At 49.1% G+C, this 14,307-nt stretch carries 11 protein-coding genes; 1 reads left to right on the top strand and 10 read right to left on the bottom strand.

Going from position 1 to position 14,307, the window contains the following annotated elements; all coding sequences use genetic code 11:
• Positions 1 to 442 precede the first annotated feature (442 nt).
• The 9 genes from HC752_RS25395 to HC752_RS04140 form a co-directional block, all read right to left on the bottom strand.
• Positions 443 to 907: a hypothetical protein gene (locus HC752_RS25395; protein WP_446751420.1), complete on the bottom strand. Its 465-nt coding sequence runs from the start codon at positions 905 to 907 to the stop codon at positions 443 to 445.
• A 792-nt stretch (positions 908 to 1,699) separates the two neighbouring features.
• Complete coding sequence (locus tag HC752_RS04105; protein WP_274602104.1) at positions 1,700 to 2,458, bottom strand: maleate cis-trans isomerase family protein; 759 nt, start codon at positions 2,456 to 2,458, stop codon at positions 1,700 to 1,702.
• A complete protein-coding gene (locus HC752_RS04110) occupies positions 2,455 to 3,498 on the bottom strand; it encodes a carbon-nitrogen hydrolase family protein (protein ID WP_190333860.1) in 1,044 nt (347 codons plus the stop codon). Before HC752_RS04110 ends, HC752_RS04105 begins: the two co-directional genes overlap by 4 nt.
• Positions 3,499 to 3,506: 8 nt before the next feature.
• The gene (locus HC752_RS04115; RefSeq protein WP_190333861.1) at positions 3,507 to 4,421 is read right to left on the bottom strand and encodes a fumarylacetoacetate hydrolase family protein; all 915 of its coding nucleotides are present in this window, start codon (positions 4,419 to 4,421) and stop codon (positions 3,507 to 3,509) included.
• 65 nt (positions 4,422 to 4,486) lie between these two features.
• On the bottom strand, positions 4,487 to 5,617 hold the full coding sequence (locus tag HC752_RS04120; protein WP_190333862.1) for a cupin domain-containing protein: 1,131 nt from the start codon (positions 5,615 to 5,617) through the stop codon (positions 4,487 to 4,489).
• A gap of 108 nt (positions 5,618 to 5,725) precedes the next feature.
• Positions 5,726 to 8,032 (bottom strand): bifunctional salicylyl-CoA 5-hydroxylase/oxidoreductase, encoded by a 2,307-nt coding sequence (locus HC752_RS04125; RefSeq protein ID WP_190333863.1) that lies wholly within the window; start codon positions 8,030 to 8,032, stop codon positions 5,726 to 5,728.
• A gap of 11 nt (positions 8,033 to 8,043) precedes the next feature.
• Complete coding sequence (locus HC752_RS04130; RefSeq protein ID WP_190333864.1) at positions 8,044 to 8,589, bottom strand: acyl-CoA thioesterase; 546 nt, start codon at positions 8,587 to 8,589, stop codon at positions 8,044 to 8,046.
• A gap of 12 nt (positions 8,590 to 8,601) precedes the next feature.
• Positions 8,602 to 10,065 (bottom strand): indolepyruvate oxidoreductase subunit beta family protein, encoded by a 1,464-nt coding sequence (locus HC752_RS04135; RefSeq protein ID WP_190333865.1) that lies wholly within the window; start codon positions 10,063 to 10,065, stop codon positions 8,602 to 8,604.
• Positions 10,066 to 10,074: 9 nt separating this feature from the next.
• Positions 10,075 to 12,252, bottom strand: a complete 2,178-nt coding sequence (locus HC752_RS04140; protein ID WP_190333866.1) for a thiamine pyrophosphate-dependent enzyme — start codon at positions 12,250 to 12,252, stop codon at positions 10,075 to 10,077.
• Here HC752_RS04140 and HC752_RS04145 point away from each other — a divergent pair.
• Positions 12,251 to 12,448, top strand: a complete 198-nt coding sequence (locus tag HC752_RS04145) for a hypothetical protein (RefSeq protein WP_190333867.1) — start codon at positions 12,251 to 12,253, stop codon at positions 12,446 to 12,448. The genes HC752_RS04140 and HC752_RS04145 overlap by 2 nt on opposite strands.
• Before the next feature lie 187 nt (positions 12,449 to 12,635).
• On the opposite strand, the gene HC752_RS04150 is transcribed toward HC752_RS04145, so the two are convergent.
• Entirely contained in the window at positions 12,636 to 14,270 is a 1,635-nt protein-coding gene (locus tag HC752_RS04150) for a phytoene desaturase family protein (protein ID WP_190333868.1), read from the bottom strand.
• Positions 14,271 to 14,307 lie beyond the last annotated feature (37 nt).

Genomic DNA, 14,307 nt, shown 5'->3' on the forward strand with positions numbered 1-14,307 from the left:
TCGGTTTGAAGCTTTTGTTAGAGCGATACAAACAAAAAACTCGCTTGGCAATGAAGCACTTAGCTTGCATTCAATGAAAGGCATCTTAGCTAACAAAATCTTCTGCAACCAGTCCACAGAACCCAAAACAGCGATTCAGTCGAGAATTTAGGAAAGCTAGCCGGAAACCAAACTTCAAAACCTGATGAAGCTGAATAGATTTGAAACCTACAACGACTTGGCTTGCGAGAATTTTCCACCTTGGATATGGCTGAGGAAACGAGCTCAAAAGCACTGAAGCCTGCAATTTTCGACTACCTTATAACCCTTGAATGATCAAAGCGCTATAACGCCCGCTTAAGCCGCTGCCAACGCAATACAACGGCTACCGCATTGCGCCTTAAACACAATTCTTACTGCAAACCAAAAATGCCGCGCGTTGGCGGTCGGCTTGAAGCGTTTGTTAGGAGTGGGCTGAACGAGTGCTTCTAGCTTCTTTGTTTGGGTCATGCGGATAACAATTGGTATATGAAAAAGCCGTATACCTCTTACCAAGGTCGTCCTCGATAATACATTTCATGTTACATGGGTTACCTAATGCACTTCGCCAATAGTGATGGCGATGCTCATAGGCCACTTCAAACTCAATCTCAACGCAAACTGCCTGAAGCCAATTCCGCCGAAGTTCCCTTTTAGCAACTAATTTGTGGAGTATTTCGGAGTACTGCTTGACCATCAGTTCAAAAGACGGGTCATATGGTTCAATTGTTTGAGATAAGAGATCAATTGATACTACTTTAGATTCGAGCAAGTCCACATGCTTATATAACTTACCAATTCCCCAGTAGCCATCAACATCATTGTTCCTACTACAGAATGAACCAATGATACCACTCGCAATACTACCTAACTCCCTTCTGCGTCCCATATTGCCTCGCAAACTCCTAACGCCAGCTTAAACCGCAGACAACGCACAAAACAAGCCGCTGCATTGCACCATAAACGCTAAATTCACTGCAAACCAAAAATGCCACGCGTTGTTTGTCGGTTTGAAGCTTTTGTTAGAGCGATACAAACAAAAAACTCGCTTGGCAATGAAGCACTTAGATTGCATCCAATGAACGACATCTTAGCCAAAGTGAGCTTCTGCAACCAGACCACGATACCCAAAACACCGAACCAGTCGAAAAATTTACAAGTACGATCCGAAAACCAAACTTCAAAATCCGGAATTTCTAATTGGCATGAAATCCCACAGCAACTTGGCTTGTAGAGAATTTCCCACCTTAGATATGGTTGAGGAATCGAACTCGAAAACACTGAAGCCAGCAACTTTCGAGAACCTGACAACCCTTGAATTATCAAAGCGCTATAACAGCTTATTAGACCGATACTTTACGTCTATCTTAAAAGCCCGTATCCATCTAACGTGTTAAAACCTAAATCTTTATTTTTTAAAAATCATACGATTATGCCACGAAATTACTTTCGTCGGGTTTAGAAATCTGGAAAATGTCGAGCTAAAACACAATTGTACAAAAAAGTATCTCGTTGGTTATGTATACAGTAAACCTTAGTGGGTGATCAGGTCATTAAAATGGGGAGTCATAAAGTGTAAAAAAGCTGCCTGCCTGAGGAGAGACAGGCAGAAAGGTAGCGCTCGGTTATAGGGCAAGGCCATCACCTAAGCTCGATTTCCTAGCACCCAGATATACAGCGTCTAATAGTTGCCTGAAAGAAGCGACCCAAAACCAGGAACACAAGTATCAATACCCAGCACCTTCATCATTTTGTAGGCGGTTGCAACAGAAGACGAAATAACCGGTAAACCAATACGATCTTCAATAGGTTGAATAGAGGGTAAAGAAGGCATCTGTACACACGCAGAAGCCACCAGCACATCCACCCCAGACGTTTGCAGCTTTTTGGTTATCTCAATCGGTGCGTTCGGGTTTTGGGAGCCTACCTCTAAATTATTCGATATTTCCAATGAAAGGCTATCAACCACTTCAATCCCTTCACTTTCAATATAATCAATAACAAGGGCGGTAAGGGGTTTCATATAAGGTGCCAACAACGAGATTCGTTTCGCACCCAAAGCATGAAGCCCTTCAACCAAGGCCCCTGCACTCGTCACTATAGGGCAAGGGGATCCGTTCTGTGTCGCCACCTCACTTAAACGCTTCTCCGATTCGCGGTGGTACCCCTTCCCCATGCTCATTATTGCGACCAAGCAGGCGTATCCCATCACATCGACATGAGCATCGGATAATTCCAACGCACATCGCAAACTGTCGCTGTCCATTTTTTCCAGTTCAGACTTCGTTACATTCTTCATTCGCATACGAGAAGAGTGAAACGTAAATCGCTCGGGGTGAACCGTTTCCCGCGCTCGGAAAATCGCTGGCACTTCCGTTTCCATTGTAATGTTGGACGACGGAACAATTTGACCAAGACGAAAACGTAACGATGCCGTCATAAGTCGCTCTCCTTTGCTGAATGTGTTTTATCTGCGCTCGTCTCTGGGAAATTGTCCGAGACTTGTGCTTCATCCTCATGAAAATAGGCGGACTTGATTGGGTTGCGATTCACATGAAGTTGAAACACATCGAATCGATTATAATGCCCTGTAATATCGTGCATCTGCCTTGGCTGAATGCACTTATTTAAATCAATATCCGCATAAACAATGCCCTCTTCATCAATGAGGGGCTCCCCAATGACACGCCCATCGGGGCCAATAAACCCACTGAACGCACTGCTTTTCCGCGTTAACAACGCTTCAGATTCTGGGTGCGTTTCTTTAAACGTGTCGATGATTTGCTGCGAGATGGTCGAGCAAGACACCGCCGTAAACACCTTTCCTTCAAACGAGTGGGCAGAAGATCGAAGTTTGATGGCTTCTGCCATGTTGTAATCCGGTGGGGCGACAGGCAGTGAAATGTAGTTAGCTACATGCATCAGCTCCCCCTGAGCAAGCAAAGCGAAGCGTGCCAATGTATTGGTATTTTCGCCACAAGCTAATGCGCCAAGTGGGCCAATCGACGTTTTATGCACCTTCAATTGTGAACCGTCCCCTGGTGCCCAAGTCAGCTTTTCAGCCCACGTCGGCACCAGCTTGCGGTGCTTACCCACGATCTTGCCTTCGTCGCTGATGATCACAATGGTGTTATAGAGTGTCCCAACGCCCACCGCACTTCGCTCGTTCACACCAATCACCACATTCGCTTTGTAGCGCCCCGCTTGCTGGGCAATTTTTTCGATTTCAGGACCAGGGATCTCAATCGCGCACTTGCACAGCTTTTCATACCAAGGGCTGCCTTGTGGAGGCGTCATAATCCAGTTCCAATACGGGTAACCGGGAATGAAGACCTCGGGAAACGCGATCAGAGTGGCACCTTCTAACGCCGCTTCCTCAATAAGATCGCACGCCTTATCAACCGTCGCGTCTGTATCGAGGAAAACAGGCGCAGCTTGAATGGCGGCGGCTTTAAAAACGTTCAGTTCTAATGCTGGCATAACGCCCCCTACTTCGCCGCAACAACGGAATGTCTAAGGTGCCCTATGTGCTCAAGTTCGGCTTCAATCACATCACCAGGCCAAACCCACTCTTGAGGTTCACGGCCAGCCCCGACACCTTCGGGCGTTCCCGTTGCAATAATATCGCCAGGTTCGAGTGTGATCCCTTTGCTTATATCGTGGATGAGTTCGTTCACTTTAAACAGCATATGGCGCGTATTGGAATCCTGCTTTGTCACACCGTTCACCTTTAAGCTTAAATCCAAATTTTGCGGATCAGGGATTTCATCTGCCGTTACAATACAAGGTCCAAATGGTGCGAACGTGTCTTGCCCCTTGGAGTAAATCCATTGCCCTGCACGGCGGCAATCTCTGGCACTCATATCAATAAGCAAGCTGTAGCCAAACACATAATCCAGCGCCGATTCTTTCGACACCCCTTTGGCTTTGGTGCCCATAACAACCGCCAGCTCAACTTCCCAATCCAATTGTTGGGTGATCTCCGCATTGTGCTCAATCACATCATTCGGGCCGATCACCGTCGTTGGGGGTTTAGAGAATATAACGGGCTCCTTTGGCAGAGCTTTGTCGGTATCCAACGTACGGCTCGATTCGGCAACATGCTCAACATAGTTCAAACCGATGCCAAAGATGTTCTTCTTGGGGCGAGGGATCGGAGCCAGCAGCAACGCATTGGCAAGCGGCGTACAGCTGTCTGTTGGCCAACTTTTACCATGACTTTCAAGCAGCTCAGTAGCAACGCGAACCGCATTCGGGCCCAGTTCGATAAAAGACTGCATACAACTTGGCAAATCGACACTGTGGTGGCTTGCGAGTTTGGCGAGATCAATAACTTGGTCATCGACCAACGCCCCTAAACGCGATTCCGATTGTAGGTGCGGGCGGAAAGTAACAAGACGCATAATAAATTCCTTTTTCGTGTGAACATTCTTTTTCGTATAAACATTCTTTTGGTGGTCTATTAACGCTAGCGGTTAGAAACAGGCTGATGCCCATTGTTCTCTGCTAGCGCTTCCTCTCGGTATAAACCCAGAGCTTCAATGGTTGACAGATCGCTAAAGCAAAACAGGCACGCCTCTTCCGTATCTGAGGCATTCACGTGTTCATGAAATGCCCATGAAGGTACGCAGAAAATGTCTCTCTCCTTCCAATCGAAACGTTTGCCATTAATAATGGAGTGACCTTTCCCTTTCGCAACGTGGTAGATGAAGCTGCCTGTGTGGCGGTGTGCCTTGCCTTTAAACCCAGGACGTAACATCTGCATGCTTGCGCCCATGGTTTTCATAACATGCCCACCCGTCACGGGGTTGGTGTAATACATCAAAATATCGTCGTAAGGATTGCCATCGGACACGGCAGCCATTCGTGTTAAAGCCTCGTAGGTTGGCTCCCATTGATATTTGAATAGAGGGGAATACGGTTTGTCCCAATGCACATTTTGTGGACGCAGAGCTCGCCCTCCCCAAAGACCAATGGAGTTATCGACGGGCTGAGTCATTGCCTGATTTAGGTCTGGGTGCACCTCATAGAAACCCGCCTCGAACGCGTTAACCAAAGGAATATCAAGCCCATCTTGCCAAATACACGGCGTCCCCCCCTCTTCAACCCCATGTTCGTGCCACGTTCCGTTTGGCGTTAATACAAAGTCGTTAGCGCCTAGCGGCATTTTTTGCCCATCGACAATGGTGTAAGCACCACGGCCTTCCATAATGAACCTGAGAGCGGAAGAAGAATGCGCATGAGCACTGGCCGCCTCTCCGGGGAACATCACTTGCAGCCCTGAATACAACCACCCCACCGCAGCCGCCACCTCTTGACGACCAGGATTATTCAGGTAAACAACGCGTCTGCCCGCTTGTTCTGGGGTAACCAATTCCGCTGACCTAAGCACTTTGCTGCGAAGGTCTTCGTAACGCCACAGCACCGGCTCAGATTCCGATTTGGGTTCCCACGGCTCTATTTTGTTCGCCACCGTCCAAAGTGCACCAGTATTGAGCCCTTTGAGATCGTTGTAATAAGAAACCAACTCTGGGGTATCGGCTACATTGGCCCTGCCGATCACATCTTCAATATAATCATCGTAATTTTCGGTAGACATGGTGTATCTCCTTTAATTGGATAACGTGTTGTTGTTGGGTAACATGTTGTTAGGTAATGCATTGTTGGGTAACGTATTGTTAGGCAACGTTCTTGCGTTGGAAAAAGCTCACTCCAAGGCTCTGCGATCTTTAGGCAAAGCCGCGAGATAAGGGCGAGGCAGAGGCACTGGCCAATCCATTCGATTGCACTCTTCAATCAACCAGTTAGGATTCAGCATGAAAGGACGCGCTAACGCGCACAAATCTGCCCGCCCTGCTGCAATAATGCTGTTGACTTGGTCAGCGTCGGTAATATTGCCCACCGCAACCGTCGGCACACCGCCTTCATTGCGGATCCGATCCGACATTGGGGTTTGATACATGCGTCCGTAGATCGGTTGTTGTTCCGGTGTCACTTCACCAGTCGACACGACGATCATGTCGGCACCAGCGTGTTTAAAGAGGCGGGATATTTCTATTGCTTCATCCACCGTTGTACCGTTTTCCACCCAATCGGTTGCCGAGATGCGAACGGAAATCGGCTTGTCTTCCGGCCAAGCCTTGCGAACGGCAGTAAACACTTCAATAGGGAAGCGGACTCGGTTCGCTAACGATCCCCCATAGCGATCCGAGCGCGTATTGCTGATAGGCGAAATAAAGCTCGATAACAGATAGCCCTGCCCTGCTTGAAGTTCTAGCCAATCAAATCCAGCCTCATCAGCTCGTTTGGCGGCATCCACAAAATCTTGAATCATGTTGACCATGTCTTCGCCCGTCATTTCTCTCGGCACAGGGCTGACGTCCGGTAGATAAGGAATGGGGGAAGCCGACACCGTCATCCAGTTGCCCTCCTTAAGAGGGTGATCCGGCTTTTCCCAACCGAGCTGAGTAGAACCGCGCCGCCCCGCATGCCCTAATTGAATCCCAATGCACGCCGCACTGTTTTCATGAACGTAGGTGGTGATGCCTGCCCATTTTCGCTGTTGTTCTTCATTCCAAATCCCAGCACACCCTTCAGTGACACGTCCATTTTTCGACACCGACACCATCTCGGTCATCACTAGCCCTGCACCGCCTAGAGCGCGAGCGCCTAGGTGCACCAAATGCAGGTCTGATGGCATGCCATTATTGGCGCTGTATAAAAGCGTTGGCGACACAACCACTCGGTTAGCCAAGGTGACTCCCCGAGCCTTATATGGGGAAAACAAAGGCACCGAACTGCCATTGCTAGACACATCACACTGAGACTGTTGCAACCATTTTTCGTAGTGGTTAATCCAAACAGGATCGCGCAAACGGAGGTTTTCATGGGAGATCCGCTGTGAACGAGTCAATAAAGAATACGCAAATTGCTGAGGCTCCATGTGTTCATAACGTGCCACGTTTTCGAACCATTCCGTCGAGTTTCTGGCGGCGTTTTGAATCTTCATGACTTCCACATTGCGGATTTTTTTGTAGTATTCCAAACCCGATTGAATGTTCGATTTTGACTGCCTTAAACAGTGAGTCAGTTCTATGGCGTCTTCTAACGCTAACTTGGTGCCAGAGCCAATCGAGAAATGCGCGGTGTGCGCAGCATCGCCCATAAGCACCAGTGGTACGGTTTTCTGTGAGTGTTCGTCCGGTTGTATCCAGTGCACCCAGTTCTCGCAAATCACCCTCGGGAATTGGATCCAAATGGCCGAACCGCGTAAATGGGAAGCGTTGGATATCAGCTTATGGCCGTCTAACCATGGTGAAAACAACTGCTCACAAAATTCGATGCCCTCTTCTTGGCTCATCTTATCAATACCGGCTTTGTGGAACGTTTCGTCTGTCGTTTCCACAATGAACGTCGAGCGCCCTTCTTCAAACTGATACGCATGAACCTGAAACCAGCCGTACTCGGTAGGCATAAATAAAAAGGCAAAGGCATCGAAGATCTTTTCCGTTCCAAGCCAAACAAAACGGCACTTTCGCACGTCGATGTTTGGCTTAAAGTCCGATTCGTATTTGGTTCTGATGGCGCTATTAATGCCATCAGAAGCGATAATCAAATCGGCATCGTATTCACGAGCCACCTCTTTTTCGTTCTCAACATGGGTTTCAAAAACAAGCTCGACCCCCAGCTCTTCGCAACGTGCTTGTAAAATATTGAGCAATCTCTTTCGGCCAATACCAATAAATCCATGACCTGAACTGCGAATCGCTTCATCTTTAAAATGGATGTCAATGTCACCCCATTTGCTGAATTCGGATTCAATGGTTTTTGCAGACACCAAATCGGCTTTCTGCAAGTTCTCTAATGTGGCGTCGGAAAACACTACGCCCCAGCCAAAGGTGTCATACGGCCGGTTTCGTTCAATCACCACAATTCGATTTTCTGGATTTTCAAGCTTCATTAATAAGCCGAAATACAGCCCAGCGGGTCCCCCGCCAATGCAAACAATATTCATAGGGTGCTCCTTTATTTTTTTGTGCTGCTTCTGTAAGAAGAATGTGGTTGAGATGAAGAATGTGCTTCTGAAGAAGAAGGCGCTTGAGAAGAAGAATGCGCTTCTGAAGCGGGCGTTTGTGAAGGGGGTTTTTCGGCAGACGACGGTAAAAAGCCACGAATCGCCGCATTCAATTTTTCAGGGATAGGAATGGAACCGTGCGTTTCCAAAGACGTGGTCACCAAGGTTTGCTGAACCTTCATTCTCGGGTCGCCTTTTTGCCCGACACAGCGATATTCAAGAGTGAACGATTTCGTGCCAAGGCGCACAACATCCAGCTCTAGGTAAACGTCATCTCCCATCTGGCTCACTGCCGTGAAATCAGCCTCTAAGTGGACAATGGGCATGCCGAACTTGGCGCGCCCAATGTAACCGGCAAAACCGCCTTCGAGTATGGAATCTATCCAAGCTTCTAAAAGGTCATTGAACATAACAAAGTACTGTGGATAGAACACGATGCCTGCCGGATCGCAGTCCGAAAATCGTATTTTATAAGGTAAAGAAAACGAACGTTCCATTGTTCCTCCTAATTAATCTAATGAGTATTGGGCTTTAAGGGCAGTCAGTTTGGCGCCATGTTCGTCGGCCAGTGCCGCTTCTCTAAGCTCTCTCAAAAGGTGGGGGGTCAGTTGCTGCGGGTACTGATCAGCAATCGACATAAGCTGCTGGTAGTGATTCATTCCACGTTTGTGCGTCTCCCCATAGCCTTTCACCAACCGCTGGCAGAGCGCGATTTCTTTGGCTATTGCGGGGTTGGTGAGCGCGGTGTGTTGTATCCGCGCAATCCAGTCCCAAATGGCGGCTCTTTCGTTTTTGTAACGCAAAGTGATTCGGCGGCATTTCTTCCAATACGCCAGTGAAAGCAGCAATAAGAATCCCGATAGAGAACTCGTTCTCACCACGCGACCGTCTTGAGTCAGCTTGTTGATTAGGTTTGAGAGTTTCGTGGAACCCTTTATCCAACGTCCTACCGCCGCGGGTAGCGAGTCGCATATTTCATCCAAACCAGGGTGCATAAACTCTTCAATTTGCAGCAGTTGGGTTTGCGCTGCGCCCACTTCTTCTTTTACTCGTTGAAAACGCGATGCTCGCACTTTTAAATCCGCTACTCTCATCACGTCTTCGTAGCTGAGCCAAAGTGCCAAGTGTCTCGCCACAACCTCAAGTAATGGCGGGTGTTCCGTCAGTGACATGCCGTTCAGCAAATCGACGTACTCTTGTGCGTAGCTCAGATCTTGATAGTCCAGTAACCGCTCAATGCCGTGGCTGATCGTCGCCTGACACGCTTTTGGAAAGGGGTGGCTTAAAGGGTGGAGCGAAATACGTTGGGATGATGGCTGGGGGTCAGGCTGGTCTATCGACTCCCTTGATGTCAAAAGACAGGCGGCGTTAAACGCATTCAAGCTTTCTTTTACGCCAATCCCGCCTTGTTCGATGGTTTGCTCAAACGCTTTTCTGGAAAAAGGCAACACCCCCGATTCGCTCAGTGCTCCAAACAGCACAGAGCTGATCACGCTTTTGTTTTCCACCGCCACTTTCGCCATGTCGAATTGGATCAAGCGTTTGGACGATTTTTCCGCGTGCGCAATCAAGGAGTGGCTGTCTACCCGCCCGTCGCCCATGTTGGAACGCTCTTGATAGGAATACACGCGGTGTGTCGAAGAGATCAACACCGTTTGCGACGGTGTCACCAAACCACGTTGAATGGCTCGTCCAGCCTCCATCAATTCCGATGTGAGCACGATATCGACGTCTTCAGGTATGGGCATTAAAGCCAACACAGGCACCGCATTATGTTTTTCTGCGATGGCTCTGGAAAAGAGCTCCACATAATAGATGGTTGAACCCGTTCTTTGAGCCACACCCGGCACGGAAGTCGTTTGGGCATAAAACCCATTCGCCTCTGCCAAATTGACGATCCAGTCTGCTAATACGCCTCCCCCCTCGCCGCCCATGGCAAGAATGGCTATTTTGATGGGTTTGTTCAGATTCATGCGTCCTCCTTACCCTTCTGCGCGGCTGGTTTGGCGCTCGTAGATCGCTTGAAGCCAGTGAATGATTTTGTTTTGAATGCGCTGCCACCATGCCTCTAGCTTTTTAGGGTGAGTAATGATTCGTGCACGATAAAATGACGGGCAAAGCACCGCAGCGTGGGACACCTCGCCGCATAAACCGCACCCAACGCAGCTATCTAATACCGTGGCGACGGGATCGTGCCTTAACGGATCGGGGTTGCTTTTTATGGAAAGCGATGGGCAGCCAGAAAGGCGAATACACGAGTGATCGCCCGTGCAGGTATCCGGATCGATGCCGAAGCGCTCGCGGGCGTTTCTTACGCCGTTGGCCAGGTCTTTGCGAACTTGTCGTTTCACTCTTCTCTGCTTATTGAGCATGCATTCACTTTGAGCAACAACAACTTTGGGGCCGCCTTCTTTCGTCGTTAGCGCTTCGCGGAGCGTGTTCATCATGTTTTTCAGGTCATACGTTCGCTCAACGGTTTTTATCCATTTCACGCCTACGCCTTTTGCGGCTTTTTCAATATCATGCCCTGTACTGCGAGTCTCGTTTTGGGCAACCGACGATAAGATATCTTGCCCACCTGTCGCGGCGGTATAGCGATTATCGATCACCAATGTCACGTGATCGCTTTTGTTAAAAACAGCGTTGGCGATACCACTGGTTAAACCGTTGTGCCAAAAGCCGCCGTCCCCCATCACAGCGATGGCACGCTTTTGCGATTCGGTATGAAAAGCCGAGACACCAGCACTGCCTAATCCATAACCCATGGTGGTATTACCAAGATTGAAAGGCGGTAAAATAGAAAACAAATGGCAGCCAATATCGGCGCTGATGTGATGCGTGCCGACCTCTTTTTCCAGCATTTTGAGCGCGGTAAATACCGGCCGTTCTGGGCAGCCCGTACAAAAACCTGGGGGGCGGGGATTAATCAGCGAGTCGAGCGGCTCCGGCTCGGCTTGCTTTACTGGGCTGGGTTCACTGATTTCAACCACCGAAATGCGCGAGTCTATGTTGGTGCAGGCGGTATCGTGTGAGATGTCGTACTGACTCAAAAACTGGGAAATGCCTTTCATCAGCGTTTTGGCGTGGTATTCACCGGCTAACGGCAACACATCTTTGCCGTGCAATTCGGTGGTGATCCCTCTTTGTTTAAAAATGCTGGCGATGTTCTGTTCAATAAAATTGGGTTGCCCCTGTTCGATAACCAGAACCGCGTCTTTACTTTTGCAAAAAGAATCGAGCTCGTCGTCCACCAGTGGATAGGTCACGTTCAACACATATAACGGAATATCAGACTCGCCATAAATGTCGCTCATGCCCAGCTTTTCGAGTGCGCGGATCACGTTGTTGTAGCAACCACCTTGAAGAATAATGCCAAGGTTATTCTCTTTGCCGGAAAGAAATTCGTTGAGCTGGTTTTGCTGTATGAATTCGATGGCTGCGGGCCAGCGCTTTGAGATCTTTTCTTCCTCATGCAAAAAGCTCGCAGGGGGTAAGACAATGCGGTCGATATCCCGATACGGGTTGTCTATGGCGTCTTTAGGTGTGTATTTCGCACGGATATTATCGGATGTTTCAAACTGCCCATGTAAATGGCAAGAGCGAATCCCAATTTGCAACATAACGGGGGTATTGCTGGCTTCGGAAAGCTCGAACCCTGTTTTCACCGCTTGCACAATCGCCGGAATATTGGGCCGCGGATCCAACAACCAGATTTGCGATTTCATTGCAAACGCGTGGCTTCGCTCCTGCATGATGGAAGACCCTTCTCCGTAATCTTCTCCCACAATGATCAGCGCCCCCCCTTTCACGCCACCAGATGCCAAGTTCGCCAATGCATCACTGGCAACGTTGGTGCCCACCGTCGATTTAAACGTAATGGCTCCCCGTAGGGGGTAGTTCACAGACGCCGATAGCGTGGCCGCAGCGGTGGCTTCACTTGCGCTGTTTTCAAATCGAACACCGTATTCCGACAGCACTTCTTGCGCATCGGCTAACACATCCAATAGGTGCGATATTGGCGAACCTTGATAACCCGCGACGTAATTCACGCCCGATTCCAAAAGCGCCTTTGTCACGGCGAGTATGCCTTCGCCGCTAAACACTTCTCCTTCACCTAAACGAAGTTTGCTCATTTCGTTTACAAAAGATCGTTCAGCCATGTGTTCCTCTCACTTCCTTGTTGACTGCCTAGTTTCAGCAGACGTTACTGCGATGCTTCCAGCAGCCATATTTCCCGCAGCCTTGTTTGCAGCAGACATGTTTGCGACAGTCCGGTTTGCGACAGCGCTCGTTGCTGTGTCTGAGTTGCTGTGTCTTATTAGTACAAAGCACCTGAGGCTCAACATCAATCAATAAGAGAGGGGGAAAATCGCTTTCTCGCGAGGAGTGGATAGAGGGTGCAGAGACTGGATAACATCTTCGTGTATAAGAAGAAATTCCGTTTGGAAGCGTCGATACGATCGCGTCATAAAAGACAAAATCACGCTCTAACGATCCGATAGAGACGTGATTTAAATGACGGCTTAAAACGAGGGGAAAAGTGTTACTTTAACAGTTGCCGCGCCACCAAATAGCCCGACGTTGCCCCTAAGCCAGGGCCGGGGTGGGTACTGGCACCAATATGCAGCACATTTTTAACCGGGGTTTGATGACACTTAGCCGACCCAGTAGGCGCAAAGGGTCGCAACCAGAAAAACTGATCAGGGCTGCATACACCGGAATAGGGATCCCCTCCCACTAAGTTGCAGTTTAACGATTCCAAATCGGCTGGGCTGTAGGATTTGCGCCCAACAATCAATGACGATAATCCCGGCATCACGCTTTCTAACCGTTCTTGCACACGCTGTGCAACCGCTTCGCGAACCGCCTCCGTCCATTGCCCGTCTTCCGGTATTGGGATTTGATTCAATGCATCCCCCTTCAACTTAGAAGGCAATTCTTGCATTTGAACCCACAAGATCCAACAGCCTTCCGGTGCTCGGCTAGGATCAACAGCCGTCGGTTGCCCAATGCCCAGTGTCGGTTTCGCGGGTATGAGACCGTTATTGGCTTCGGTGACCGACAAACACACTTGCTCCATGCTTTCGGTTAAATGCACAAGAGGCACGTTCACCAGTTCTGGCTCTGTCCAAGGCGGGGGGGCACTCAGGGCAAAATGCACTTGCATGCCTCCGCGGCCAAATTGGTAACCTTTTGCTCGCTTTCTCACCTCTAATGAGGCGTGCTTTTTGGCGTTCAAGAAACGCCCGTACAGCTGGTCGGGAGCCACATTACACACCACATGCTCCTTCGCGGAATAAAAGGTTTGGTTTGCGACCACGCCTTGAGCCACTTCAGTGCTGCCTTGAGCTGAAAAGAGGCGTTTCTTCGATTGAGTAACGATTTCATCCACGTTTGCGTTGTGAATAATGATGCCATCGTGATCTTCAATGACTTGCGTTAGCGCATGAACAAGCTTGTTGCTGCCCCCCTTCACCACGGGCATGCCACCGGCAACAACCGCGGCAAACGTGAGTTTTCCAATCAGCGCCGAACTGGCTTCGTCCGGCCCTAACCCCGTATGAAGTACCCAAGGTGCGATCAACGCTCGGGTTTTATCATGCTTAAACGTTCTTAACGACCAGCGTCGGCAACTTTCAAGGGAATCAGACATAAAAGCCAGCATGCCATTCGTCCCTCGCTTTCGCCATTCGCGAAACATCAAACGCACGAGGTTCAAACTGAACGGTTGGTTATTGAGCAAACCAAAGGTGAGCGACGCGTCTGTCCCGAAAAGTGTTTCCGCACTGGTTCCGAAGGCACTGCCATCCCCAGGACAGCACGCTTCTAGCCTTTTCACCGTGTCTTCTATATCACTCTTGAGCGCTATCCCTGAACCATCGGGAAAAACAATGCCCGTCGAGTAATCATTTTGAACAAACTCGACCCCTTTGCCATCGAGAGCCTCTTTGAGCTCGCCATACCCTGCTCCCCCCACAAATAAGGGGTACCACATCGACATGATGTCGTGATGAAAATCAGGAAAGAGCTCTTCCGTACGAATGCACCCACCAGAAATCGCATTGCGTTCCAATATCAAAACGGATTTGCCGTTCATTGCGAGGATCGCGGCACATACCAAGGTGTTTATGCCGCTACCAATAAAAATCACATCGGCATCAATACTGCTTTTTTTCATGCTACTGCCTCCCTGCTTAACCCTTTATTCAAAGATC

Origin of the sequence: Vibrio sp. S9_S30, assembly GCF_014694455.1 — a bacterium.
Taxonomy (GTDB): Bacteria; Pseudomonadota; Gammaproteobacteria; order Enterobacterales; family Vibrionaceae; genus Vibrio.

Excerpts from the sequence above, each read along its gene's own strand:
- HC752_RS25395 (WP_446751420.1), bottom strand. The coding sequence starts at position 907 with ATGGGACGCAGAAGGGAGTTAGGTAGTATTGCGAGTGGTATCATTGGT.
- HC752_RS04105 (WP_274602104.1), bottom strand. The coding sequence starts at position 2,458 with ATGACGGCATCGTTACGTTTTCGTCTTGGTCAAATTGTTCCGTCGTCC.
- HC752_RS04110 (WP_190333860.1), bottom strand. The coding sequence starts at position 3,498 with ATGCCAGCATTAGAACTGAACGTTTTTAAAGCCGCCGCCATTCAAGCT.
- HC752_RS04115 (WP_190333861.1), bottom strand. The coding sequence starts at position 4,421 with ATGCGTCTTGTTACTTTCCGCCCGCACCTACAATCGGAATCGCGTTTA.
- HC752_RS04120 (WP_190333862.1), bottom strand. The coding sequence starts at position 5,617 with ATGTCTACCGAAAATTACGATGATTATATTGAAGATGTGATCGGCAGG.
- HC752_RS04125 (WP_190333863.1), bottom strand. The coding sequence starts at position 8,032 with ATGAATATTGTTTGCATTGGCGGGGGACCCGCTGGGCTGTATTTCGGC.
- HC752_RS04130 (WP_190333864.1), bottom strand. The coding sequence starts at position 8,589 with ATGGAACGTTCGTTTTCTTTACCTTATAAAATACGATTTTCGGACTGC.
- HC752_RS04135 (WP_190333865.1), bottom strand. The coding sequence starts at position 10,065 with ATGAATCTGAACAAACCCATCAAAATAGCCATTCTTGCCATGGGCGGC.
- HC752_RS04145 (WP_190333867.1), top strand. The coding sequence starts at position 12,251 with ATGTGTTCCTCTCACTTCCTTGTTGACTGCCTAGTTTCAGCAGACGTT.
- HC752_RS04140 (WP_190333866.1), bottom strand. The coding sequence starts at position 12,252 with ATGGCTGAACGATCTTTTGTAAACGAAATGAGCAAACTTCGTTTAGGT.
- HC752_RS04150 (WP_190333868.1), bottom strand. The coding sequence starts at position 14,270 with ATGAAAAAAAGCAGTATTGATGCCGATGTGATTTTTATTGGTAGCGGC.